Source organism: Novosphingopyxis baekryungensis DSM 16222 (assembly GCF_000420305.1).
In the GTDB taxonomy this organism is placed as follows: Bacteria; Pseudomonadota; Alphaproteobacteria; order Sphingomonadales; family Sphingomonadaceae; genus Novosphingopyxis; species Novosphingopyxis baekryungensis.
Genome location: NZ_ATUR01000005.1, coordinates 173033 through 196199, shown reverse-complemented (window position 1 = coordinate 196199; position 23167 = coordinate 173033). Strand labels below are relative to the sequence as shown.

Below are 23167 nucleotides of genomic sequence, written 5' to 3'. Positions count from 1 at the left end.
CATCTCTGGTGCACGATATGGAACGATCGATAAATAATATCTTGATACTGGTAGTCCGCTCCCTTACAGAACGATCATTCAATAATCAAGGAGCCTCCAATGAGCCGCATTGTCCGTATCCACGAATATGGCGACGCCAGCGTCCTCAGGATTGAAGATGTGGCAGTCCCCGCGCCCGCGGCCGACGAAGTGCAGATCGCGGTGAAGGCGATAGGCATAAACCGCGCCGAGGTGATGTTCCGCAACCATGCCTACCTTCAGGAAGCCGAGTTCCCGAGCCGCCTTGGATATGAGGCTGCCGGCACTGTCGTTACGGTCGGCGCGGACGTGACCGGGTTTGCGGAAGGCGAAGCCGTCAGCGTCATACCCCCGCTCGATATCGCGCGCTGGGGCACTTATGGCGAGGTCGCCAACGTGCCCGCCCGCCTCGTCGTCAAGCATCCGGCGGCGCTGTCGTTCGAGGAAGCGGCGGCCGTGTGGATGCAGTATGTCACCGCCTGGGGTGCGCTGGTGGAGCAGGCGAAACTCGGCGAGGGCGATTTCGTCATCGTCACTGCAGCCTCCAGCAGCGTCGGCCTTGCTGCCTTCCAGATTGCGCGGATGGTCGGCGCGACGGTAATCGCGACGACGCGTACCGGCGCCAAGCGCCAGGCCCTGATCGATGCCGGCGCACATCATGTCGTCGCGACCGGGGAAGAGGATCTGGTAGCGAGGGTGATGGAGATAACCGATGGTCAAGGTGTGCGCGTGGTGCTCGATCCGGTCGGAGGCCCGTCGTTCGAGCCGCTGACCGAGAGCATGGCGCGCGGCGGCATCCTGCTCCAATATGGCGCGCTCAGCGGCGAACCGACGCCGTTCCCGTTGTTCTCCGTGCTGAGCAAGAGCCTCACGCTCAAGGGTTATGTCTACAGCGAGATCGTCTCGGACGACGCCGCCCTCGATCGCGCCAAGGCGTTCATCGTGGCGGGTCTGGAATCGGGCGCGCTCAAGCCGCGGATCGCGCGCACTTTCCCGCTCGACGCCATCCAGGACGCGCACCGCTTCCTCGAATCGAACGAGCAGATCGGCAAGGTCGTCGTTACGGTCTGACCGGCATACCGGTGGGGGGAGTGACCGATCGCGCCCCCCTTCCCCGACAGAGGATCGGACTTGCGGCGCCCGTGCCAAGGCTGCTCGTGGCGCATCCTTGAGAGCATGACCGCAACCTCGCCCGATCATAAAAACGCCCGGCTCTGTGCAGGATTGAAACTCCCCCCCTGTATAGTATGCTGGAGCGATTTCTCGGGAAAACGCGATGCCACATTCACCAGAGGACAAGAAGCGAGCCATCACACGCTTGCGGCGTATCAAGGGTCAGGCGGACGCTCTGGAACGCGCGATCGAAGCGGGGGCCGATTGCGCTCCCCTGCTGCAGCAAATTGTCGCCATGCGTGGTGCGACAAATGGACTGATGACAGAAGTGATGGAGAGTCATCTCAGGGAAACATTCGGTGCGGGCGCAGATCGTGCCGTCGGAGGCGCAGGCGGCGATCACGATGACGGAGTGGAGGGCGTAATGAAGATTCTGCGTACTTATCTTAAATGACAATTTCAGGCTCATTCTCTTGCCCGCGTTCTCCCGAACTTAGAAGCCAGCCCCTGCTGCCTTTTCTGGTTTGAGATCCTCGCCAGGACACCTCTTGTATACTGGTAGGGAGTATGATATAGATACTCCCTACCAGTATGAGAATGTCGTCGAATTTGCGACGACGCATCGACCTCCCACCAGCAATCAGTTTAACTCAACGAGGGTATCCCAACATGAAATCTCGCGCCGCTGTAGCCTTCGAGGCGGGCAAGCCACTCGAAGTCGTCGAGATCGATGTCGCTCCACCCCGGAAAGGCGAAGTCCTCATACGGGTGACGCACACCGGTGTGTGCCACACCGACGCGTACACGCTGGAGGGGAGTGATTCGGAGGGTGTTTTCCCGGTGGTTCTGGGCCACGAGGGCGCGGGTATCGTTGTCGAGGTCGGTGAAGGCGTCACCAGCGTCGAGCCGGGCGATCACGTGATTCCGCTCTACACCGCCGAGTGCGGCAAGTGCGACTTCTGCCTGTCGGGCAAGACTAACCTGTGCGTCGCTGTCCGCGAAACGCAGGGCAAGGGCTTGATGCCCGATGGGACCACCCGCTTTTCGTACAACGGTCAGCCCCTCTATCATTACATGGGCTGTTCAACCTTCAGTGAATATACTGTCGTCGCCGAAGTCTCGCTCGCCAAGATCAATCCCGAGGCAAACCCCGAACACGTCTGCCTGCTCGGCTGCGGCGTCACGACCGGCATCGGCGCAGTCCACAATACCGCCAAGGTCCAGCCCGGAGACTCGGTCGCCGTGTTCGGCCTCGGCGGGATCGGCCTTGCGGCGATTCAGGGTGCGCGCCAGGCGAAGGCGGGTCGGATCATAGCCATCGACACCAATCCGTCCAAATTCGAGCTGGCACGCCAGTTCGGTGCGACCGAGTGCATCAACCCCAAGGACCATGACAAGCCCATCCAGCAAGTGCTGATCGAGATGACGGGCTGGGGCATCGATCATACCTTCGAGTGCATCGGCAACGTCCACGTCATGCGCGCCGCGCTTGAATCAGCGCACCGTGGCTGGGGTCAGTCGATCGTGATCGGCGTTGCCAGCGCGGGCGAGGAAATCTCCACCCGCCCATTCCAGCTCGTCACGGGCCGCGTATGGAAGGGGTCAGCTTTCGGCGGCGTCAAGGGACGGACAGAGCTCCCCGGCATGGTCGAGGACGCGATGAGAGGCGATATCGATCTGGCCCCGTTCGTAACCCACACGATGGGTTTGGAGGAGATCAACGAGGCCTTCCAATTGATGCACGAAGGCAAGTCGATCCGCTCGGTCATTCACTACTGACCTATCGTTACGAAGCGGCGCGAGGCGCCCGGATCGACAATTCGTCCGTCATCATGGCCCGACCCAGGCCATGATGACGCGCGCTCTCGCAAATGGGCAACGCGTCGCGATGCATTCATCTGCTACCCGACTGTGATGAAACACGGGCCGCACGGGCGTATAGGGCAGGAAGACTGAAATGAAGAGCAAGGATATTCACGCGACGACGCCGGCCACCGATCATGGTCATACGGGGCCGCCCTCTTGCGTGCAGGTTCGCGGCGCGCGCCAGAATAACCTCAAGAATATTGACGTCGATGTACCGCGCGACGCCTTCGTGGTATTCACCGGCATATCGGGCTCGGGCAAGTCATCGCTCGCGTTCGGCACCCTCTATGCCGAAGCCCAGCGGCGTTATCTGGAGTCGGTTGCGCCCTATGCCCGTCGCCTGATCGACCAGGCCGGGGTTCCGGAGGTCGACGCGATCGACGGTTTGCCGCCTGCGGTCGCGTTGCAGCAGCAGCGCGGCTCGGCCAACGCGCGATCCTCGGTCGGCAGCGTGACTACGCTCTCCAGCCTGGTGCGGATGCTCTATTCGCGCGTCGGCGAATATCCGCGCCATCAATCCATGCTCTATGCGGAGGATTTCTCCCCCAACACGGTCGCCGGCGCCTGCCCGACCTGTCACGGCATCGGGCGCGTCTATGACGCGACCGAAGAAACGATGGTGCCTGACGACAGCCTCACCATTCGCGACCGGGCGATCGCCGCCTGGCCGACCGCCTGGCATGGCCAGAACCTGCGCGATATCCTCGTTTCGCTCGGCTATGACGTCGATACGCCGTGGCGAGACCTGCCGAAAAAGGATCGCGACTGGATCCTCTTTACTGAAGAGGCGCCGACGGTGCCGGTCTATGCGGGCCTGACGCCCGAACAGACGCGGACGGCGCTCAAGCGCGGCATGGAGCCGAGCTACCAGGGCACCTTCACCGGCGCGCGCCGCTATGTGCTGGAAACCTTCGCCAACACTAAAAGCGCGCTGATGAAGAAGCGCGTCTCGCAATATATCATCGGACGCGATTGCCCGACCTGCGACGGCAAGCGCCTGAAGCGCGAAGCCCTGTCCGTGAAGTTCGCGGGCCTTGACATCGCCGAGTTCGGCGACCTGACGGTGTTGAAACTCCGGGACTTGCTCACGCCCGTCGCGCATGGCGAATACGGGGGCGCCGCGGCGGTCCCGAAGGGCCATGTCCTCGGCAAGGCGGCACGCGATGCGGCGGTCGAACGGCGAGTCGCGGCAGGAGGTTCGGCGCACAAGGCTGCGCCCGACGTGCGCCGCACGCCCAACCTTTCCGATGAAAAGCGGGTCGCCGCCCAACGCCTTGCCTGCGAATTGATCGAACGGCTAGAGCCGCTGATCGATCTTGGCCTTGGCTATATTTCGCTCGACCGCAGCACGCCGACGCTCTCCTCCGGAGAGCTGCAGCGCTTGCGGCTTGCCACGCAATTGTCGTCACAGCTTTTCGGCGTGGTCTATGTGCTTGACGAGCCTTCGGCAGGGTTGCACCCGGCAGATGGCGAAGCCTTGCTCACCATCCTTGAGCGTCTCAAGGCGGCGGGCAACTCCCTGTTCGTCGTCGAACATGATCTCGACGTGATCCGCCGCGCGGAATGGCTCGTCGATGTCGGGCCAGGAGCCGGGGCAAAGGGCGGTGAAGTCCTCTACAGCGGGCCGATTGGAGGGCTTGCCGACGTCGAGACTTCGATCACCCGCCGCTACCTGTTCGCAGAGCCGCTCCGCAGTGAGCGCACACCGCGCGACCCCAAGGCATGGCTACGCCTGGAAGGGATCAGGCGGAACAATCTCCATGGTCTCGACGTCGAGTTTCCCATCGGCTGCTTCACCGCTGTCACCGGCGTTTCGGGATCGGGCAAATCCAGTCTTGTCAGTCAGGCGCTGCCCGAGCTCGTCACGGAACATCTCGGCGGCTTACCCGTGGCCGAGGAGGAGGATATCGATCCGCTGCTCGATGTTGCGCAGAACGACACTGAAGGACGCATTGTCACAGGCATGGAGCATGTTCGCAGGCTGGTGCGGGTCGATCAGAAACCGATCGGTCGCACGCCGCGTTCGAACCTAGCCACCTACAGCGGCATGTTCGACCATGTGCGACGGATATTCGCTGATACGCCGCTCGCCCGCCGGCGGCATTACAGCCCGGGAAGGTTCTCGTTCAACGTCCCGCAAGGCCGCTGCCCTGTGTGCGAGGGCGAGGGATATGTCATGGTGGAGCTGCTGTTCCTGCCGAGCGTTTTTGCCCCGTGCTCGACTTGTCATGGCTCTCGCTACAACCCGCAAACGCTCGAAGTCGAATGGAACGGGCGCAATATCGCCCAGGTGCTCGAACTGACGGTCGACGATGCGTGCGATTTCTTCGCTGGCGAGGCATCTGTGATGCGCTCCCTCGATGTGTTGCGGGAGATCGGTCTTGGCTATCTGAGGCTCGGTCAGCCGGCGACCGAGCTGTCTGGCGGGGAGGCGCAGCGCATCAAGCTGGCGACTGAACTGCAACGCGCTCAACGCGGCAACACGATCTACATCCTCGACGAGCCGACTTCGGGGCTTCACCCCTCCGATGGCGACCGGCTGATGCAACACCTGCAGGGCCTGGTAGACGCCGGCAATACCGTCGTAGTCGTCGAACATGACGTGCGCGCCATCGCCCAGACGGACTGGGTCATCGACCTGGGACCGGGGGCCGGGGAAGATGGGGGCCGTATCGTTGCCAGCGGCGTCCCTGGCGTCGTTGCGGAAGCGGAAGGCAGTCTCACCGCCCGCTATCTCAAGGCGGCGCTATAGGTCGTAAATCTGGCCGAACGCACGTTGGACCAGGTGCATCTCAACCACACGTTGGAATGGGTCGCGTCTGGAAGCGAGAGCCGGGGATGTGTCACTGCGGTTGACGCGGCGCAGCGTTTGAGTGCCCGTTAGGTGAGCCATGTTCGTATGATACGCGCCGTGGCGAACGGCCTATCGCTGGCCATCCGCCACGCTTGCTTAGTGAGGACCTTCTTCAGGGAGAGGGCCCTCACATGGTTCGTCGAAACGCCCCGTCTTAATTCCCTGCTGCGATTTCCTCAACGAGTTTGGCACAGAAGGCGGGCAAATCATCGGGATCGCGGCTGGTAACAAGGCCGTTGTCGACCACGACTTCCTCATCGGTCCATGTACCGCCAGCGTTCTCGATATCGACCTTCAGCGTCGGGTAGGACGTCAAGGCGCGACCCTTGAGCACGTCCGCCTCGATCAATGTCCAGGGTGCATGGCATATAGCCGCAACAGGTTTTTTCTGATCGAAGAAAGCCCGGATGAAACCGATTGCCTCGTCGCTGCCGCGCAGCTTGTCGGCACCGACAGTCCCTCCGGGAACAACAAGTCCGTCGAAATCGTCGGCTTTGACCTCGGAAAACGTCTTGTCGATAGTATAGCTTCCGCCCTCGTCAAGATCGCCATTGACTGTGCGAGCCTTGCCCGGTTCAAAACTGACCACGGTCACTTTGCCCCCAGCGTCCTCGACAGCTTGCTTAGGCTTCGAGAATTCTGGTTCTTCCGTCCCGCGGGGTGCGATCAGAATGGCAACTGATTTGCCTTCTAAAGTCATAATTTATCTCCTATTCCGTCCAAGATTAAGGTCAGATGCCCGGCTTGAGCACGACCTTCGTCCAACCAGCATCGTGCTCGTCGAAATGCTTGAAGCCGTCTGGTGCCTGACCAAGCGGCAGTCGGTCCGAGATGATTTGGGCAGGATTGGCCCGGTCTTGCTCGATAAGCCTCATCAGTCGTAGGTTGTATTGCTTTACATCGCACTGGCCGGTGCCCGAGCCCGCCGCCGTCGACTGAGCCGGCGCCGCCGCGTTCCCAGGCTCAGCCGTGCGCGAACGCCTGCGCCGCCGCCTCGGCCACGCCTTGGTCCTGCTTGCCGGTGCCGCCCGACACGCCCACCGCGCCGATCACCGTCTCGCCCTTCTTGATCGGCACGCCCCCGGCGAAGATCATCACCTTGCCGTCGTTGGAGGCATGGATGCCGTAGAAGTCGGCGCCCGGCTGGGCGAGCTTCGCCAGCGCCTTGGTCTCGACGTCGAACGCGCGCGCCGTCCACGGCTTGCTTATCGCGATGTCGACGCTGCCGCGCCACGCATCGTCCATCCGCGCGAACGCTAGGAGGCAGCCGCCGCGTCCACCACCGCGATGTTCGACGGGCTGCCGATCCGCTCGGCCTCCGCGATGCCCGCATCGATGATCGTCCGCGTGTCGTTCAGGTCGAGTGTCTGGATGGTGTGCATGGCGTGTCTCCTTGGCCAGTTCGGGGAAAGCTGTTCAGCGCACGCCGCCGCACCCGCTTTCGCCCACGCGGGCGATGAGAGCGACGTGCGAGGGTGCCGACCGCTCCGCTATTTCGCGGCCAGCAGGGTGAACTTGTGAATTTGCGGCGGTTCGGAAAACAGTTCGTCTGCCTTGTCCATCAGTGCGGCGGCAACCTTGCCGTCAAGATGGGCCTGCCGGTCCTCCTCCGTGTCGAACGTATCGAAGATCGCGTACGCACCGGGACCTTCCTCGATCGCATACCAGGTCAGAGTGCCCGGCTCAGCTTGAACGAGCGGCAATGCCGAGGTCAGGAAATCGGCGACATCGCGCTCTTTTCCGGGCTTGGCCTTCAGCGGTACATACAGGGCGAGTTTGGGCATAATTTATTCCTCAAGTGAAACGGACTGATATTATTCGGTAGGTAACGGACGAGCGGGCCGCTACGTTCCCCAATGGGCGGAGCACACACGGCCCCGCCTCCTCGTCGAAATCAGAACTCCTGTGCGGTCGGCCGGATGACGATCGCGTTGACGTCGACGTCATCAGGTTGTTCGACAGCGAACGCGATAGCACGCGCCACCGATTCCGTCGGGATGGCCTGCTTGTAGAAGTCCAGCACCGTCTCGGCAGCCGTGCCGGATGTCGTGAACTTCAAATCGCTTTCGACAGCTCCAGGCTCGATTGACGTGACCCGGACCTTTTCCCCCACCTCGTGGCGCAAGCCCTCGCTGATCGCGCTGACGGCAAACTTTGTGCCGGAGTAGACCGTGCCGCCCGGTGCGAAGACCTTGATGCCCGCAACCGAGCTCAAGTTGATGATGTGGCCGCTGCCCTGCTCGAGAAAACCGGGAAGGGCCGCCGCGATGCCGTAGAGCGTACCCTTCAGATTGACGTCGATCATCTGGTCCCACTCGTCGGTGTTGACCTCGGCCATCGGACGGATCGGCATCAGCCCGGCGTTGTTGATCAGTACGTCGAGGCGGCCGAGGTCGGCAATGATTGCGGCGACGACGGACTGGACCGCTGATTTGTCGGTCACGTCCAGCGCGTAGCTACGTGCCGTGCCACCATTTGCGGCGATGTCCGCGACGACCTCGTCGAGCCTGTCCTTGCGCCGCGCGGCGATTGCCACCTTCGCGCCGCGTTCCGCGAGAAGACGCGCTGTTTCCGCGCCGATGCCGCTGCCGCCGCCGGTAATGAGAACGACCTTGCCTTCGATACCCTTTGTCATGATTGTATTCCTTCAAGTCAGTAGTTGATTTTTCGCCGGATCGCGGCCCCGCGCGAGCCTGCCCGGCCTGATGGGTTCACCGCGAGCGCAACAGGACGGGAGCGGTGCCCACCTTGATGCGGAGCAGCTCGTAAGGCTTGCGGCGCAAGTCCCGCCCGCCGTGGAAGCCTGGCTGGCGGTGAAGCTGGTTGGCGGTGAAGTAGAGGTAGCCGTCAGTGCCGATCGACAGCGTGTCGGGCCAGCTGATGCGCGGGTCGCTGACCACCGTCGTCCAGCGGCCCTGGTCGAGCATGCGGATCGCGTTGTTCTCGTAATCGCCGGCGAACACGCGGCCCTTGTCGTCTTCGGCTATCCCGTCCGAGGCGCCTTTGCGCCCCAGGCTGCGGACCGCGCGGCTCAACTCCTCCTCGGACACCGCGGGATCGCGCAGCATGGCCGTGGGCACCGCGTGCAGCGTGCGGCCCGACAGTGGACCGTAATACAGCAGGCTGCCGTCGGCGCTGAGCGCAATCGCGTCGCTTGCGATCGTGACCGGCGTCGCGGGGCCGTCAGCCGGGCGGTTCATGAGCACCGCGCCGTCGACAACCGGGGTGAAGCCGCGTTCGGGATTGGTCGTCGCATGGTTGGACAGGCGCCGGATCGCACGCCCGCTGGCGATATCGACAACGATGATGCCGCCGACCCCCTCGTTGCTGCTGTCGGTGATGTAGGCGACGCCCTCGGCGCCCTGACGCAGATCGAAGCGCACGTCGTTGAGGTAGGTCGTGGGCAGCACCACGCTGGGCGGCAGGACGATCGTCTTCACCACCCGGTCGGTCGCAAGGTCGATTGCCACCAGCTTTGCACCGCCGGCCTGCGGTTGAGAGAATTTGGGCGCCGCCGTGTCGAGCACCCACAAGCGATTGGCGCCGTCTGCCACCACGCTCTGCACCGAGATGAAATGCCCCGCCGGGTCGGCCGGATCGGGCCGGTTGGTCGCGGCGTCGGGATAGGGCACCGCCTTGCCGTCGACCAGCTCGGCAACCGTGAACGGCGCGTTGTCGCCCCATTGCGGGAAGTTCACAAAGATGCGCCCGTTGGGAGCGACGGTCACGCCCGTCGGCATCGCGCCATCGAAGGTCGCAACCTGTTCGATTCGCGGCGCGGGTGCACCATCGCGAGTGGTCGCGCAGGCGCCAAGCGAGAGGGCAGCGCCCGCGGCAAGAAGCAGTTTGGCGGAGGTCTTCATGGGGTCATTTCCTTGAGGATGCGGCCCGCTTCCTGGGGTTCGGACCGGAGATATTGCGGGGGCGCCTTGACCGATGCACCAAGCGCGGCGGCGGCGTGCCAAGGCCAGCGCGGATCCCACAGCGCAGCGCGGGCAATCGCTATGGCGTCCGCATGCCCGTCCTCGAGGATGCGCTCCGCCTGCTGCGGATCGGTGATCATTCCGACCGCCACGACAGGCATGGCGACCGCGTCCTTGACCGTCCGCGCCAGCGGCACCTGATAGCCGGGGCCGACCGGGATCTGCTGGCGCGGGTCGAGGCCGCCGCCGGAGACGTGGATCGCCGCGCAACCGCGCCGCTCCAGCTCCTGCGCAAACTTGGCGGTCTCGTCCGCGGTCCAGCCCCCCTCGACCCAATCGGTCCCCGAAACGCGAACGGTCACCGGGCGGTCGGCCGGAAACGCTTCGCGCACGGCATCGAACACCTCGAGCGGGAACCGCATACGGTTGTCGAGGCTGCCCCCGTATGCATCGCCGCGCCGGTTGGAGATCGGCGAAAGAAACTCGTGGAGCAGATAGCCATGCGCCGCGTGGATCTGGATGGCTTCGATGCCGAGCCTGCCGGCGCGCCGGGCGGCATCCGCGAACGCCTCCCGGATGCGGGAAAGCCCTGACTTGTCCAGTTCGACAGGGGGATGGTCGTCCGGAGCGAAGGGAATGGCGCTGGGTGCCACGGTCTGCCAGCCATTGTCCGCGTCGGGGGCGATCTGCGTTCCGCCTTGCCACGGCTTGGCGCAGCTCGCCTTGCGGCCGGCATGGGCCAGCTGGATGATCAGCGGCATGTCCGACCAACGGCGCACACTTTCGAGCACGCTTCGCATCGCCGCTTCGGTACGGTCATCGTACAGGCCGACGTCACCGTAGGTGATGCGCCCTTCCGGGCTGACCGCGGTCGCCTCTATCGTCAGCGCGCCCGCGCCCGACAGCGCCAACTGGCCGAGATGCATCTGGTGCCAGTCGGTCATCCCGCCGTCGACTGCCGAATACTGGCACATCGGCGCGATGACGATGCGATTGGCGAGCCGCAGCCCGCTAACCTCAATCGGTTCGAACAATTTCACCATCACCATTCGCCCGTGTTGGGCATGGAGGCCCAGGGTTCAGCCGGAGCCTTGTGTTCGCCCTTCTGCAGCAGTTCGATCGAGATCCCGTCCGGCGAGCGGACGAACGCCATGTATCCGTCACGCGGGGGGCGATTGATCGTCACACCGCCCGCCTGCAGCCGCGCGCACGTTTCGTAGATGTCGTCGACCCCGTAGGCGAGGTGGCCGAAGTTTCGGCCCCCCGTGTATGTCTCGGCAGGGCTGCCGTCCTCGGGCGGCCAGTTGTACGTCAGCTCGACCTCGGCATCGCCCTGCTCGCCGTCGCCGCGGAAATCCTCGTCGGCGGCAAGGTAGATCAGCGTGTAACGTCCGGCCTGGTTCTCCATGCGCCGGGTCTCCTTGAGACCCAGCAGCGTGAAGAAACGGATCGCCGCCTCGGGATCGGCGACGCGCAGCATGGTGTGGAGATAGCGCATGATCAGGCGACCTTGTCCTTGAGGGCTTCCATCACGAGCTCCGCGGTGCGGGTAGCGCTGGCGGGGTTCTGGCCCGTCACCAGATTGCCGTCGCGCAGGGCGAACGGGGCAAAATCGGGGCCGCCCTCGTGCTTGCCCCCAAGTTCTTTGAGGTGCGTTTCGAGCAGGAACGGCACCGCCTGATCGAGGCCGACCGCGCGCTCCTCGCTGTCGGTGAAGCCGGCGACACGGCGGCCGGCCACGAAGGGCGAGCCATCGGCCTTCTTCGCCGAGACCAGTCCAGCCGGTCCATGGCAGACGGCGGCGACGATCTTGCCTTCGCGGTCGAAGTGCTCGACCAGGCGCGCCAGCTCGTCGCTACCGGGGTAATCGAACATGGTGCCGTGGCCGCCGGGCAGGAACAGCGCGTCGTAGCCGGCGGGATCGATGCTTGTGAATGCCGGCGTGCTGGCAACTTCGGCCTTCAGGGCGTCGTCCTTCAGATAGCGTTCGACCGAAGCGTCGTTCTCGCCGTCGGCGTTGACGCTGCGCTGGTCGACGGGGATGGCGCCGCCCTTGATCGAGGCCAGCGTCACCTCGGCGCCCGCATCGCGGAACGCGTAGTACGGGGTGGTGAGTTCCTCGAGCCAGACACCCGTCGGTTCGGTGCCGGGAGTCATGCGGTCGGCGGAGGTGGCCACCATGAGAATGCGGGTCATCGTCAGTTGTCCTTTTCTAGTGATGTCGGGAACACGAGCAAACGCACCCGCCGGCGCCGCGCCCGCCACCAGGACAGCGGTGAGGGCTTGCAGCAATTGGCGGCGATTTTGCATTCGATCGTTCCTTTCGGCGGCTTAGATACGCAGGGAACGGCATCATGAAATCCAGCGGGAATGGCGGACGGCCATAAATCCGCTTATGGAACCGCAATGTCCCTCCTGCAGTTGCGCACTTTCGTTGAAGTCTACCGCCGTCGTTCGCTGAGCGAGGCGGCCCGGGCAATCGGCATCACCCAACCGGCGGCGTCGCAGCACATCGCATCGCTCGAGGCGCAATTGGGCCGTCCCTTGTTCGATCGCCATTCGCGGGGTGTTCGACCAACAGCGATTGCCGACGATCTCGCGGCTTCGGTCGGAAGCAGCCTCGACACGGCGGAATCGGCACTGGCCAGCGCGCGGGCCCGATCCTCGCGCATCTCGGGCACGGTCCACATCGCCGCGCCGTCGGACCTGCTGGGGGAGATGATCACGCCCCGGCTGGCCCCGCTGCTGGAAGCAGGGCTTGACCTGCGCCTGCATATCGGCGGGCGCGAGGCGCTCTATGCCTTGCTGCTCGAAGACAAGGTGCACCTGGCCGTCACCGCCTCGCAACCCGAAGATGCGCGGTTGGCCTTTCATGTGCTGGGCGAAGAGCACCTGCGCGCCGTAGCCTCGCCCGCCGTGGCTATGCAGATTGCCGAATTGCCGCTTGCCGACGGGCTCAACCGGACGGCCCACCTCGCCTACGATCTTGACCGGCCGCTGCTGCGGACCTGGCTCGAGGCAAACCAGATCGAGCTGACCAGCCAGCCAGCCTTGACCGCGCCCGATCTGCGGGTGCTACGGTCGGGATTGCGCGCGGGCCTCGGCTGGACGGTGCTGCCCGGCTATCTCACCCGCAGCGAACGCGCTTCTTGCACGCTGATCGAGATCCCCGCCCCGATCACGGTGCCGCGCAACGCTTACTACCTCGTCTGGGCACGCTCATCGCTGCGACACCCGCGCGTGGCCATGGCTCGGGACGCCCTGATTGCTGCACTCCGAACATAATTGTGGCCACGCCTGTTGGGCCGTGAGCGCAATGTCGGGCCTGAACCAGTTGAGCGTTTGCGAAGCGAATGGCGGCTTTCGGAATCGTCGGCGACAAGGCCGAACGGCCGGATGTAGGGCGCTTAGCGGACATAAATGATGGCTAGTTTCCCGGGTGGAAAAATGCATTCTCGAGTCCCTAAAAAGGCATCGAACCAATGCATTAGACGGTTTTTGCGGGCCTTTTGCGGGCTCTTTGCATAAACCGAAGTACCTAAATATCTGAAAATAGGTGGAAAAAGAGGCCAAATGTGATGCCTCTTCTGGCACCATTCGGTGGAATAGAAAAACCGCCCTTTTGAGGCGGTTTTTCTTTGTCTGGTTGGTGCGATCGGTGCCGGTCAGCCCCGCAGCCTGGCCGCTATCGCTTTTACGCTATCCTTCAGGGCCGTCTGGCGGCTTTGGGTGAGCGGGCCCGCGGTTGCCGTCGATGCCAGCTTGCCGGCCATGGCCTCCAGGCGCTGGGCCAGGGCTGCGTCGGGGGCTCCTGCGGACAATGCGCTGCTCGCAGCGTTCAGCGCGCTAGCCAGCTGCTCCAGCATCGGATCGTCGGAGCCGCGCTGCAGCTGATCGACATAGGCCAGCGCGACCACCGGATCGGCGGGCCAGCTGACGGGATATTGCTGTTGCGGATTGAACGGCTGGCCCTGATCGGCGAGCGCGGCGGCGGCGATTTCATTGGCGGTGAGATCGGCGCTCGGCTCCAGCGCCAGCATGTCGAGCCCGCGGGCAATCTCGGAGCCGTAGATCTTGCCGTTATAATAATAGACCGACCAGTAGCCGCCCAGGATCAGGTGATCGGGATCGACCGGCCCGCGATCGAAATAGGCGATCTCGCGCGGGTTGGCGCTGTCGGTGAAGTCGATCACCGAGATACCGCCCTGATACCAGGCCTGCACGAAGATATCGCGGCCCGGTACGGGCACGATCGCGCCGTTATGGGCAACGCAATTTTCCTTGTCGCTCTGCGCGGCGGGCAGCTTGTAATGGCTGCGATAGACCAGCTTGCCATCGACGATATCGTAGATCGCATCGGCGCCATATTCGCGCGGGTCCTGCGCGCGGCAGCGGGGGCGGGCGCCGCCGCCCCATTCGTCCGTATACAGCACCTTGGTGCCGTCATTGTTGAACGTGGCCGAGTGCCAATAGGCAAAGCCCTTGTCGTTCACCGCATCGATCCGCTTGGGTTTGCGCGGATTGCTGATATCGAACACCACGCCATTGCCGGAGCAGGCGCCGGCGGCGATGCCCTTGGCCGGAAACACGGTGATGTCATGGCACTGGTCCGTCCGGCGCGTTTCCTGCGTGCCCTCGCCATGGTCGCCGCCCAGCCACAGGCCGGCAATCTGGCCGCTGTCCTGATCGGTGAACACCGCCGGGCTGTCGATGATGCGGGATCTGGACGGATCGGCGAGGGGGATTTCCACCACATCGATGCGGAACAGCGCGGTGCGCGCATCGCCGGGCACATCGCCCACGCAGCCTGCAAGCTCCTCCCCATCGCGCACACCGGAGGTGCCGCTATTATAGACGATCAACGCGCGATCGTCCGCTGCCACCACCGAATGGGTGTGCGATCCGCGGCAGGTCTGCACCTGGCCGACCTGCACCGGCCGGCGCGGATCGGCGATGTTGAAGATGCGCAGGCCCCGGAACCGCTCCGGGCTGACATCCGCGCTGACGCCCTGCAGGCCGCAGTCGACGCGCCCGCGCGTTTGTTCGACCGACATGATCAGCAGATCGCCGACGATCGAGACATCGCCCTGGCCGCCGGGACAGACCACCGAGCTGAGCAGCGAGGGCATGCCCCGATCGCCCAGCCGGTAGAGATTGAACCCGTGATAATTGCCCAGCGCCAGCAGATCGCCGGAAAAGGCCATGTCCGTATTGGCAAAGCTGAGGAGGGGGGATCGGTCGCCGAAATCCGCCTCGACCGGCTCCTCGCCGTCCACCGGGGCGGCATCGTCCGCCGGGCTGTCCTTCACCGGCTTCTTGGGCGGCAGGCCGGCGGGGTTGTTCGCATCGAAGAAGCCGCTCGGCTTGGGCAGGCTGGCGAGCAGCGTCATATGGCGCGCGGCCTCCTGCGCATCGCGGAAACCGGCAGTGAGATTGGAGCGCGGATCGTCCGACAGACCGGTCAGCAGCACCGTCATCCGGTCGATCTCGGCGCGCTGTTCGTTGGTCACGTCGCTGGTGAATTCGTAGAGCACCGGATCATAGGCGGAGCCGGGCTGATCGAGCAGTTGCTCGACCATGGTGATCGCGCCTTCATGATGGGCGATCATCAGTTCCAGGAAGCGGGCGTCGAAGGCCGCGCCGTCCAGCTTGGCCAGCGCCGCCATCTGCGCCGCGCTGGCCATGCCCGGCATCATCTGCCCGTCCATGCCGTGGCCGGCCATATCATGGCCCATGGCGGCATGGGCGGCGGGGTCGGGAACCGCTTGCCCCCGGCTGCGCAGCCAGTCCTGCATGAACGCGATCTCGTCTTCCTGCGAGGCATCGATCCGTTTGGCCGCATCGCGCAGCGCCTGGTTGCTGGTGCGGTCCGGCACCAGCGCGGCCATCTGCAGCGCTTGATGATGGTGGTGGATCATGCCCTGCATGAAGGTGGTGTCATCCGCGCTGAAGCGGGTGTCCGCAATGCGGGTCGCCTCGTCCGCGCTCAGCTGCTTGCCCGACTGGCCCGGCGCGCCCGGCTGCACGATCGGCGCCTGCTGGGCCCGTGTCGGCGCGGTGAGTGCGGGCGCGGTCAGGCAGGTGGCGGAGAGGATTGCGGCCAGAAGGGGGCGGGCGGCGGAGCGGACGGTGGATGACATAAGGCCTGGATCTCCCATGTTCGTGATAGGACAAGGGGGCTAGCACGGCCTGTGCGCTGCTGGGAAGCGGCCATGCGCGGCCCGCTATTGCCCGCGCCACGCCGCCCGCTATCGGCCCGCCCGATTGCCTGGCCCGGCTCGTGCGACCGGCCAGGCCAGGCCCAGCCGTCAGACCAGTTCGAACAGTCCGGCCGCGCCCATGCCGCCGGCGGTGCACATCGACACTACGACCCACTGCACCCCGCGCCGCCGCCCTTCGAGCAGCGCCGTGCCGACCAGGCGCGCGCCGGTCATGCCGAAGGGGTGGCCGATGGCGATCGCGCCGCCATTGACGTTGTAGATCTCCGGATCGATGCCGAGATGATCGCGGCAATAGAGGCATTGCGAGGCAAAGGCCTCGTTCAGCTCCCACAGGCCGATATCGCTCACCTTCAAGCCGGCACGATCGAGCAGCTTGGGGATGGCGAAGACCGGGCCGATGCCCATCTCCTCCGGCTTGCAGCCCGCCGCCTGAAAGCCGCGATAGACGCCAAGGATGTCGCGGCCTTCCGCCTTGGCGCGCTCGCGGCTCATCAGGATCTGCGCGGCGGCCCCGTCGGACAGCTGGCTGGCGTTACCGGCGGTCACATTCTCGCCTTGCTCGATCACCGCGCCGTCCTTCCAGACGGGCTTGAGGCCGCTCAAGGCGTCTGCCGTGGTGCCGGGCCGCAGACCCTCGTCCTGTTCCAGCGTCACCTGCTCGGTGCCCGCATCGCTGCCGTCCTTGTTGTACAGCTTCTTGGTGGTGGTGAGCGGCACGATTTCGTCCGCCATGCGCCCGGCCTCGGTCGCGGCGACGGCGCGCTGCTGGCTCATCGCGGCATATTCGTCCTGGCGCTCGCGGCTGATGCCATAACGCTCGGCCACGATCTCGGCGGTCTCGATCATGGGCATATAGGCATGGGGCTGCTGCGCGATGACGCTGTCATTGACGTAGCGCGGCGCATCCTTGGTCACGGTCAGGCTGATCGTCTCCATGCCGCCAGACAGCGCCACGTCGATATCGCCGCTCATGATCGAGCGGGCGGCCAGCGCGGCGGTGGTCAGGCCGGAGCCGCATTTGCGATCCAGCGTGAAGCCGGGCACCGCGATCGGCAGGCCGGCCTCGAAGATCGCCATGCGCGCGGCATTGCCGCCCTGCGTGCCCCACTGATTGCCAACACCCCAGAACACATCGTCGATCGAAGCAGGGTCGATGCCGGCGCGTTCGACCGCCGCGTTCATCACATGGCCGCCCAGAATCGGCGCTTCGGTATCGTTATACGCCCCGCGATAGGCCTTGCCGATGGGGGTGCGGGCGGTGGAGACGATGACGGCTTCATGCATGGTTCGGGGACTTTCCTTGGGTTGCAGGTTCACACAGTTCACACAGTCCAGAGAGGGAAAGTGCGATCCCGTGCCCGGCCCCGATAATTGGCGGTCGTGCGCCATATTGTCCGGGGGCAGGGCGGTTGTGCGTCATGGCCGGGGCATAGCGCAAAACACCTGTCGTAGGACAGAGGGAATCGTTCCCCGTGGCGGACGCCAGCTCAGGAGCAGCTGGCTCCGCCCAGCACGCAGAAGCGCGCACAGTGCGGATGATTCAGCGACACGGTATGGTTGGCCGCCGCCAGGGTGGTGCCCATTTCGAATGCGGCATCATAAGGCAGCAGCGTGCAGGCGACCACCGCGGCGGCCTGTGCACCCTTGCGGCGCACCACCATGCGGCTGGACGAACACATGATGCTGCGCGGCGATACGTCCAATATGCCCCAGCAGGCGGTGGTGATTTCCGGCACATCCTTCGTCTCGTCCATCTCCGGAAACAGCACGAGGCGGGCGGGATCGGCGGCATCGATGCGGATATCCTGTTGCGCAAACAGGTCGGCATAGCCGGCGCGTGCGGCGGCATCGTCCTCATGCGGCAGATGCCGTCCGGCCACGGCGATGGAAAAGCCGGCGTCCGACAGCCAGCGCAGACCCGCGATGGCGGGTGCCCAGCTGTTCGCCCCGCGCTCGCCCTCATGCGCGGCCTGCGTGTAGTGATCCAGGCTGATGCGGATGGTGAGCCGGTTTCCATGCGCCGCTTTCAGCGTCTCCAGCCCCGCCTCATGGCGCCGCATCGGCTTCATCGCATTGCTGAGCACCAGCACATCATAACCGCGATCGAGCGCATCGCCGAGCATGGCCGGGAAATCGGGGTTCATGAACGGCTCGCCGCCGGTAAAACCGATTTCGCGCGTGTCGAAATCCGCATCGGCTTCATCCATGAAGCGCGCGACCTCGGCTGCCGTCAGATAGACCAGCGCATCATTGGTCGGGCTGCTTTCCATGAAGCAGGTGGCGCAGGCCAGATTGCATAGTGAGCCCGTGTTGAACCACAGCGTCTCCAGCCGGTGCAGGCCGACATGCGCGCGCGCCTCCCCCTTGGCCGTCACCAGCGGATCGCGGAATTTCTCCTGCGCCAGCGCGGCGGCTTCCTGCGGCGTGAAGGGGGAGGGGCCGGTCGGCATGTTGCGCGCACGCTTGCTTTGGGTATCGGCCATGGCGGTGCAATTTTCCTTATCGATCTGGCGGCTTCTATGGCAGATGCGCTGAACATCGGCTTGCCGGCGCGTCTCCCTGAGCCTGGGAAGCGTAGCAAAGGCAAGTTACGACATGCCAGCGATGAAGGATGCCCGCGCCCATGAATCTCGAAAACAGCCGCGATTATTATGGCAAGGTGCTGCAAGGCTCCGACGATCTGCGCACCGATGCCTGCTGCACCATGGAGGCGCCCGCGCCGCCTGTCCGCACCGCGATGATGAACGTGCATGAGGACGTCCGCGCGCGCTATTATGGCTGCGGCCTGGTGGTGCCGGAAGCGATCGACGGCGCGCATATCCTCGATCTCGGCTCGGGCAGCGGGCAGGACGTCTATATTCTGGCGCAACTGGTCGGCGAACAGGGCAGCGTGACCGGCGTGGACGCCACGCCCGAGCAGCTCGCTGTCGCCACGGAGCATGTCGAATGGCACCGCGAGCGGTTCGGCTATGCCAAAAGCAATGTCCGCTTCGTCGAAGGCGATATCGAGAAGCTGGACCAGCTCGGGCTGGAAGCGGGCAGTTTCGACGTCATCGTGTCCAACTGCGTCATCAATCTGGTGGCCGACAAGGCCGCCGTCTTCGCCGCCGCGCACAAGCTGCTGAAGCCGGGCGGCGAGCTGTATTTCTCCGACGTCTATGCCGATCGCCGCGTGCCGGCGCATCTGCTGAACGATCCGGTGCTGCATGGCGAATGCCTGTCCGGCGCCTTGTACTGGGGTGATTTCGACCGGCTGGCCAAGGCGGCCGGGTTCGCCGATCCGCGCCTCGTGACCGACCGGCCGCTGGCGATCAACGACAAGGAAGCAGCCGAAAAGCTGGACGGCATCGCCTTTACCAGCGCAACCTTCCGCCTGTTCAAGATCGACGGGCTGGAGCCGCGCTGCGAGGATTACGGGCAGGCCGTGCGCTACAAGGGCAGCATGCCCGGCGCGCCCCGCGCCTTCGATCTGGACGGGCACCATCATATCGAAACGGGGCGGGTCTTCCCCGTCTGCGGCAACACATGGAAGATGCTCGCCGAAACGCGCTTTGCCGAGCATTTCGACTTTCTCGGCGATTGCAGCCGCCATTACGGCATCTTCCCCGGTTGCGGCGTGGCCAGCCCGTTCGGGCAGGCAGACGGTGCTGCGCCAGCCGCCGACGCGCCCTGTTGCTGAACATCTTCGTCACCGGTGCCGCCGGGCTGATCGGCGGCGAAGTCTGCGCGCGTCTGGCCAGGGCCGGGCATAGCGTCCATGCGCTCGTCCATCGCAATCCGGAGGTGCGCGGCAATGACGGCGCGCTCGTGCCGGTGGCGGGCACGCATAAGGGCAATATCCAGCTGGGCGGGCTGGGACTGAAGCCAGGCGCGCCGGGGCCCATCGATCTCGTGATCCACTGCGCGGCGAGCATCCGGTTCGATCTGTCCGAGGCGGATTATCACGCGATCAATGTCCAGGGCACGCAAAACGCGCTGACGCTGGCCGAGGCGCATGGCGCGCGCTTCCTGCACGTCTCCACCGCCTATGTCTGCGGGCTGACCGAAGGGCGTATTACCGAGCGCGCGGTGGCCGACGGCACGCGCTTCGCCAATGGTTATGAGGCGAGCAAGGCAGCGGGCGAGGCGGTGGTGCGCGCCGCCAATGTGCCGTTCGCCATCGTGCGGCCCTCCATCGTGCTGGGCGAGGCGGACACGGGGCGCATTCGCGGCTTCGACACCATCTATGGCGCGTTCAAGCTGATTGCCGAGGGGCGCATTTCCAAGGTGCCCGCGCGCGCCGACGCCACGCTGGACTTCGTGGCAATCGATCATGTCACCGCCAGCATCGCCGCCATGGCCGGGCGGATGGATGAGGCGGCGGGCGGCATCTATCATCTGGTCTCCGGCGGGGCTTTGCCGATGCCCGAATTCGCCGCGACGATCGGCGGCTATCCGCAATTTGCTGCGCCGCATCTGGTCGATCCGGATGCGTTCGATCCCGCCGCGCTGCCACCGCTGGAGCGCCGTTTGCACGCGCGGGTTTCCGCCGTCTATGCCAGCTATTTCCAGCGCGCACCGCAGTTCGATGACAGCGCCGCGCATGCGCTCACCGGCCTGCGCGCGCCGCCCGCCGACGGCGCCTATCTGGCGCGGCAGATCGATTATGCGATTGCGGCGGGGTTCTTGAGAGCGGAGGAGGCGGCGCTTCAGCGCACGTCCGGATAATCTTTGGCCATCCGGTTGCGCGCGCCGACGGCCCATAATATGCCCACCTTGAAATAGATCCAGTTGGCCTTCAGCGGCCCCCAGGCGGCGATGCGCCGGTCCGATGTGTGGATCAAGCGGGGCACCAGCCGGATGCGCCCCAGCCGCGCCATGCGGATGCACAGATCGGCCTCCTCCATCACCTGATCGCCGGGCGTGAAGCCGCCGACGCAGAGGAAATCGGCGCGGCGGAAGAACATGGCATGATCGCCGAACAGCAGCCGCACGCCGCGCAGGAACAGATGCGGGCGGCACAATAGCGGCGCATACCAGGTCTTGGCCCAGTTATGCACGCTGGTGCCCCAGCGCGTGCGCTCATGCGGCGCTCCGCCGATCAGCGGCGTGAAACCCGCCAGCGCAGTGCGCGGATCGGCAAGCGTGGTCTGCACCACGGTGACCATGTCCGGCGGCGGAAGGGTGTCGGCATGCAGTACGATCACCAGCGGCGCGCTGGCCTGCTTCACGCCGTGATTGATCTGCACCGAACGCCCGCGATCGCAGGTGATGACGCGCCAGCCCGCCGCCTTGGCCAGCGCCACGCTCTCGTCGCTGCTGCCGCCATCGACGCACAGGATCTCGGCAGGCGGCGGGTCGAGCTTCTGCAGCGCCGCAACCAGCCGGGGCAGCGCCGCCGCCTCGTCCAGCATGGGGATGAGCACGGTGACGCCGCCCTTGGTCATGCCGTCAGCCATGGCCAGCGCGCCAGATCTTCGGGCCGGTCGCAGTCGGACAAGGTTTCCAGCAGCACCGGTTCGATCCCCGCCGCCTCCAGCCGGCGCAGCGTCTCGGCCAGCACCGCGTCCGTGCCCCAGGCCATGTCATCCCACAGCAGCGGCAGCGCTGCGCGAAAGGCGATGCTCCAATAGCCGCCGTCTGCCGCCGGGCCGATGGCGACGGGGGCCTTGGCGATGGCCGCCGCCATGGCGCGAATATGGTCGGCGGTCAGATCGGGTATGTCCGCGCCCAGCAGCACGGCAGGGGCCGCCACTCGGCCCATGCGCGCGCCCAGATCGCCGTCGCCCTGTTCGATCAGCGGCACATCCGCGCCCAGCCAGCCTGCAAAGGCCGCCGCGTCCGCGCCGCTGGTCCGCACGGCAAAGGGCAGCCCGCTTGCGCGCATTTCCGCCACCGTCCGCTCGGTCAGCCGCCGGTGCAGCGCCGCCGCGCCATGCGCGCCCAATGCCGGGATCATCCGCGTCTTCACTCGCCCCGGCTCGGGCCATTTGGCGAACAGGTGGACAGTGGGGGCCATGCCAGCGGCAATAGCGCGGCGCACCGGCACGCAACAGCATCCTTTTACTTACGGGCTTTTTGCGCGGGCGCGTGGCCACGCTTCGGCAATTGCTCCGCTGGGCCAATCTGCCTAGCGTGCGGAGCATGATCGACCCCGCCGACAGTGCCGCGCCGCCACCCGATTATTCCCCGCCGCTCATCTTCGGCCGCGTGCTGGACGGCAAGGGCGGCGGCCGCAAGGTGGACTGGGACGAGGCACGGGCCTGGCAACCGGGGGTGAAGGGCGAGGTGCTCTGGGTGCATTGCGACCGCGCGCATGACGATGTGTTCGACTGGCTGCACGAACAGCTCGGCGTGCCGGAAAGCACCGTCGAAGCGCTGACCAGCGACGAGACCCGCCCGCGCGCCTTTCGTGAGGAAGAATGGCTCATCACCATCTTGCGCGGCATCAATTTCAACCCCGGCGCCGAGCCGGAGGACATGATCTCGATGCAGATGCTGGCGGACAAGTGCCGCGTCATCACGCTGCGCCGCCGCCGCCTGCATTCCCCGCGCGAGGTGCTGGCCGATATCGACCGGCGGCACGGGCCGCACAGCGCCGGCGATCTGGTGGTGGAGCTGGCCGAAACCATGGTCGGCAAGATGTCGAGTTCGATCGTGGACATGAACGATACGCTCGACGATCTGGAAGAGAATGAGGATGATTACGAGACCGAGTTCATCCAGGACCAGATCACCGATATCCGCCGCAACTGCCTGTCGCTCAAACGCCATATGTCGCCCCAGCGCGAGGCGCTGCGCGATATCGGCCGCGCCGCCGTGCCGTGGCTGAACAAGCAGAACCGCCGCGATCTGCGCGATACGATCGACCGGCTATCGCGCTTTCTGGAGGATATTGACGTCAGCAAGGAAAGCGCGCTGGTGTTGCAGGACGATCTGAACGCGCGCGCCAATGCGCAGTCGAACCGCACCAATTATATCCTGTCGCTCGTCGCGGCGATCTTCCTGCCGCTGGGGTTCGTGACCGGATTGCTGGGGATCAATGTCGGCGGCATGCCGGGCGTGAACGACGTCCATGCCTTTCGCGATACGGTGTTGATGCTGATCGCGATCTTTGCCGGGCAGATCGCGATCTTCAAATGGCTGAAATGGTTTTGATCGGGGGGCGCGGCAGCGGCTGATAGCCCTGCCGC

23 protein-coding genes are annotated in these 23167 nt (G+C 65.0%); 8 read left to right on the top strand and 15 right to left on the bottom strand.

Features of this window, described 5'->3' with window-relative positions; genetic code table 11:
* Window positions 1-99 precede the first annotated feature (99 nt).
* From G410_RS0110125 to G410_RS0110110, 4 genes are all read left to right on the top strand, one after another.
* Complete coding sequence (locus G410_RS0110125) at window positions 100-1089, top strand: zinc-dependent alcohol dehydrogenase family protein (protein WP_022673543.1); 990 nt, start codon at window positions 100-102, stop codon at window positions 1087-1089.
* 205 nt (window positions 1090-1294) lie between these two features.
* Entirely contained in the window at window positions 1295-1585 is a 291-nt protein-coding gene (locus G410_RS0110120; RefSeq protein WP_022673542.1) for a metal/formaldehyde-sensitive transcriptional repressor, read from the top strand.
* Between the two features lie 215 nt (window positions 1586-1800).
* The gene (locus G410_RS0110115; RefSeq protein WP_022673541.1) at window positions 1801-2910 is read left to right on the top strand and encodes an S-(hydroxymethyl)glutathione dehydrogenase/class III alcohol dehydrogenase; all 1110 of its coding nucleotides are present in this window, start codon (window positions 1801-1803) and stop codon (window positions 2908-2910) included.
* A 178-nt stretch (window positions 2911-3088) separates the two neighbouring features.
* Complete coding sequence (locus G410_RS0110110) at window positions 3089-5749, top strand: excinuclease ABC subunit UvrA (protein WP_022673540.1); 2661 nt, start codon at window positions 3089-3091, stop codon at window positions 5747-5749.
* A 256-nt stretch (window positions 5750-6005) separates the two neighbouring features.
* Here the strand turns inward: G410_RS0110110 and G410_RS0110105 are convergent, their stop codons facing one another.
* From G410_RS0110105 to G410_RS0110065, 10 genes are all read right to left on the bottom strand, one after another.
* A complete protein-coding gene (locus G410_RS0110105; RefSeq protein ID WP_022673539.1) occupies window positions 6006-6551 on the bottom strand; it encodes a type 1 glutamine amidotransferase domain-containing protein in 546 nt (181 codons plus the stop codon).
* A 31-nt stretch (window positions 6552-6582) separates the two neighbouring features.
* Complete coding sequence (locus G410_RS17730; RefSeq protein ID WP_022673538.1) at window positions 6583-6726, bottom strand: hypothetical protein; 144 nt, start codon at window positions 6724-6726, stop codon at window positions 6583-6585.
* A gap of 88 nt (window positions 6727-6814) precedes the next feature.
* On the bottom strand, window positions 6815-7096 hold the full coding sequence (locus G410_RS17150; RefSeq protein WP_245559339.1) for a GlcG/HbpS family heme-binding protein: 282 nt from the start codon (window positions 7094-7096) through the stop codon (window positions 6815-6817).
* An 11-nt stretch (window positions 7097-7107) separates the two neighbouring features.
* Window positions 7108-7233, bottom strand: coding sequence for a heme-degrading domain-containing protein (locus G410_RS18305; RefSeq protein WP_245559338.1), 126 nt, complete (start codon window positions 7231-7233; stop codon window positions 7108-7110).
* Between the two features lie 108 nt (window positions 7234-7341).
* On the bottom strand, window positions 7342-7635 hold the full coding sequence (locus G410_RS0110090; RefSeq protein ID WP_022673537.1) for a putative quinol monooxygenase: 294 nt from the start codon (window positions 7633-7635) through the stop codon (window positions 7342-7344).
* A 110-nt stretch (window positions 7636-7745) separates the two neighbouring features.
* Entirely contained in the window at window positions 7746-8486 is a 741-nt protein-coding gene (locus G410_RS0110085) for an SDR family oxidoreductase (protein WP_022673536.1), read from the bottom strand.
* A gap of 76 nt (window positions 8487-8562) precedes the next feature.
* Window positions 8563-9714 carry an L-dopachrome tautomerase-related protein gene (locus tag G410_RS0110080; RefSeq protein WP_022673535.1) on the bottom strand — a complete coding sequence of 384 codons (1152 nt, stop codon included), beginning with the start codon at window positions 9712-9714 and terminating at the stop codon, window positions 8563-8565.
* Window positions 9711-10817 (bottom strand): NADH:flavin oxidoreductase/NADH oxidase, encoded by a 1107-nt coding sequence (locus tag G410_RS0110075; protein WP_211215011.1) that lies wholly within the window; start codon window positions 10815-10817, stop codon window positions 9711-9713. Before G410_RS0110075 ends, G410_RS0110080 begins: the two co-directional genes overlap by 4 nt.
* Window positions 10817-11272 carry a VOC family protein gene (locus G410_RS0110070; RefSeq protein WP_022673533.1) on the bottom strand — a complete coding sequence of 152 codons (456 nt, stop codon included), beginning with the start codon at window positions 11270-11272 and terminating at the stop codon, window positions 10817-10819. The genes G410_RS0110075 and G410_RS0110070 overlap by 1 nt, the downstream gene beginning before the upstream one ends.
* A gap of 2 nt (window positions 11273-11274) precedes the next feature.
* Window positions 11275-12084 (bottom strand): type 1 glutamine amidotransferase domain-containing protein, encoded by an 810-nt coding sequence (locus G410_RS0110065; RefSeq protein ID WP_245559337.1) that lies wholly within the window; start codon window positions 12082-12084, stop codon window positions 11275-11277.
* Between the two features lie 96 nt (window positions 12085-12180).
* Between G410_RS0110065 and G410_RS0110060 the strand changes: the two genes are divergently transcribed.
* Window positions 12181-13059 carry a LysR family transcriptional regulator gene (locus G410_RS0110060; protein WP_028971335.1) on the top strand — a complete coding sequence of 293 codons (879 nt, stop codon included), beginning with the start codon at window positions 12181-12183 and terminating at the stop codon, window positions 13057-13059.
* Between the two features lie 380 nt (window positions 13060-13439).
* Here the strand turns inward: G410_RS0110060 and G410_RS0110055 are convergent, their stop codons facing one another.
* From G410_RS0110055 to G410_RS0110045, 3 genes are all read right to left on the bottom strand, one after another.
* Entirely contained in the window at window positions 13440-15914 is a 2475-nt protein-coding gene (locus G410_RS0110055; RefSeq protein WP_022673530.1) for a DUF305 domain-containing protein, read from the bottom strand.
* Between the two features lie 168 nt (window positions 15915-16082).
* Window positions 16083-17279 (bottom strand): thiolase family protein, encoded by a 1197-nt coding sequence (locus tag G410_RS0110050; protein WP_022673529.1) that lies wholly within the window; start codon window positions 17277-17279, stop codon window positions 16083-16085.
* A gap of 203 nt (window positions 17280-17482) precedes the next feature.
* Complete coding sequence (locus G410_RS0110045; RefSeq protein WP_022673528.1) at window positions 17483-18478, bottom strand: radical SAM protein; 996 nt, start codon at window positions 18476-18478, stop codon at window positions 17483-17485.
* A 140-nt stretch (window positions 18479-18618) separates the two neighbouring features.
* Between G410_RS0110045 and G410_RS0110040 the strand changes: the two genes are divergently transcribed.
* Window positions 18619-19674, top strand: coding sequence for a methyltransferase domain-containing protein (locus G410_RS0110040; protein WP_028971334.1), 1056 nt, complete (start codon window positions 18619-18621; stop codon window positions 19672-19674).
* Window positions 19668-20702, top strand: a complete 1035-nt coding sequence (locus G410_RS0110035) for an SDR family oxidoreductase (protein WP_022673526.1) — start codon at window positions 19668-19670, stop codon at window positions 20700-20702. The genes G410_RS0110040 and G410_RS0110035 overlap by 7 nt, the downstream gene beginning before the upstream one ends.
* Here the strand turns inward: G410_RS0110035 and G410_RS0110030 are convergent.
* Together G410_RS0110030 and G410_RS0110025 are read right to left on the bottom strand one after the other, a co-directional pair.
* Window positions 20684-21433: a glycosyltransferase gene (locus tag G410_RS0110030; RefSeq protein ID WP_245559336.1), complete on the bottom strand. Its 750-nt coding sequence runs from the start codon at window positions 21431-21433 to the stop codon at window positions 20684-20686. The two genes, G410_RS0110035 and G410_RS0110030, sit on opposite strands and share 19 nt — an antisense overlap.
* Complete coding sequence (locus G410_RS0110025) at window positions 21418-22023, bottom strand: TIGR04282 family arsenosugar biosynthesis glycosyltransferase (protein ID WP_022673524.1); 606 nt, start codon at window positions 22021-22023, stop codon at window positions 21418-21420. Before G410_RS0110025 ends, G410_RS0110030 begins: the two co-directional genes overlap by 16 nt.
* 95 nt (window positions 22024-22118) lie before the next feature.
* On the opposite strand from G410_RS0110025, the gene G410_RS0110020 reads away from it, so the two are divergent.
* Window positions 22119-23132 carry a zinc transporter ZntB gene (locus G410_RS0110020; RefSeq protein ID WP_028971332.1) on the top strand — a complete coding sequence of 338 codons (1014 nt, stop codon included), beginning with the start codon at window positions 22119-22121 and terminating at the stop codon, window positions 23130-23132.
* The last annotated feature ends 35 nt before the right edge of the window (window positions 23133-23167 follow it).

Coding starts and splice junctions, on each gene's coding strand:
- G410_RS0110125 (WP_022673543.1), top strand. CDS start 100: ATGAGCCGCATTGTCCGTATCCACGAATATGGCGACGCCAGCGTCCTC.
- G410_RS0110120 (WP_022673542.1), top strand. CDS start 1,295: ATGCCACATTCACCAGAGGACAAGAAGCGAGCCATCACACGCTTGCGG.
- G410_RS0110115 (WP_022673541.1), top strand. CDS start 1,801: ATGAAATCTCGCGCCGCTGTAGCCTTCGAGGCGGGCAAGCCACTCGAA.
- G410_RS0110110 (WP_022673540.1), top strand. CDS start 3,089: ATGAAGAGCAAGGATATTCACGCGACGACGCCGGCCACCGATCATGGT.
- G410_RS0110105 (WP_022673539.1), bottom strand. CDS start 6,551: ATGACTTTAGAAGGCAAATCAGTTGCCATTCTGATCGCACCCCGCGGG.
- G410_RS17730 (WP_022673538.1), bottom strand. CDS start 6,726: ATGAGGCTTATCGAGCAAGACCGGGCCAATCCTGCCCAAATCATCTCG.
- G410_RS17150 (WP_245559339.1), bottom strand. CDS start 7,096: ATGGACGATGCGTGGCGCGGCAGCGTCGACATCGCGATAAGCAAGCCG.
- G410_RS18305 (WP_245559338.1), bottom strand. CDS start 7,233: ATGCACACCATCCAGACACTCGACCTGAACGACACGCGGACGATCATC.
- G410_RS0110090 (WP_022673537.1), bottom strand. CDS start 7,635: ATGCCCAAACTCGCCCTGTATGTACCGCTGAAGGCCAAGCCCGGAAAA.
- G410_RS0110085 (WP_022673536.1), bottom strand. CDS start 8,486: ATGACAAAGGGTATCGAAGGCAAGGTCGTTCTCATTACCGGCGGCGGC.
- G410_RS0110080 (WP_022673535.1), bottom strand. CDS start 9,714: ATGAAGACCTCCGCCAAACTGCTTCTTGCCGCGGGCGCTGCCCTCTCG.
- G410_RS0110075 (WP_211215011.1), bottom strand. CDS start 10,817: ATGGTGAAATTGTTCGAACCGATTGAGGTTAGCGGGCTGCGGCTCGCC.
- G410_RS0110070 (WP_022673533.1), bottom strand. CDS start 11,272: ATGCGCTATCTCCACACCATGCTGCGCGTCGCCGATCCCGAGGCGGCG.
- G410_RS0110065 (WP_245559337.1), bottom strand. CDS start 12,084: ATGCAAAATCGCCGCCAATTGCTGCAAGCCCTCACCGCTGTCCTGGTG.
- G410_RS0110060 (WP_028971335.1), top strand. CDS start 12,181: ATGTCCCTCCTGCAGTTGCGCACTTTCGTTGAAGTCTACCGCCGTCGT.
- G410_RS0110055 (WP_022673530.1), bottom strand. CDS start 15,914: ATGTCATCCACCGTCCGCTCCGCCGCCCGCCCCCTTCTGGCCGCAATC.
- G410_RS0110050 (WP_022673529.1), bottom strand. CDS start 17,279: ATGCATGAAGCCGTCATCGTCTCCACCGCCCGCACCCCCATCGGCAAG.
- G410_RS0110045 (WP_022673528.1), bottom strand. CDS start 18,478: ATGGCCGATACCCAAAGCAAGCGTGCGCGCAACATGCCGACCGGCCCC.
- G410_RS0110040 (WP_028971334.1), top strand. CDS start 18,619: ATGAATCTCGAAAACAGCCGCGATTATTATGGCAAGGTGCTGCAAGGC.
- G410_RS0110030 (WP_245559336.1), bottom strand. CDS start 21,433: ATGGCTGACGGCATGACCAAGGGCGGCGTCACCGTGCTCATCCCCATG.
- G410_RS0110020 (WP_028971332.1), top strand. CDS start 22,119: ATGATCGACCCCGCCGACAGTGCCGCGCCGCCACCCGATTATTCCCCG.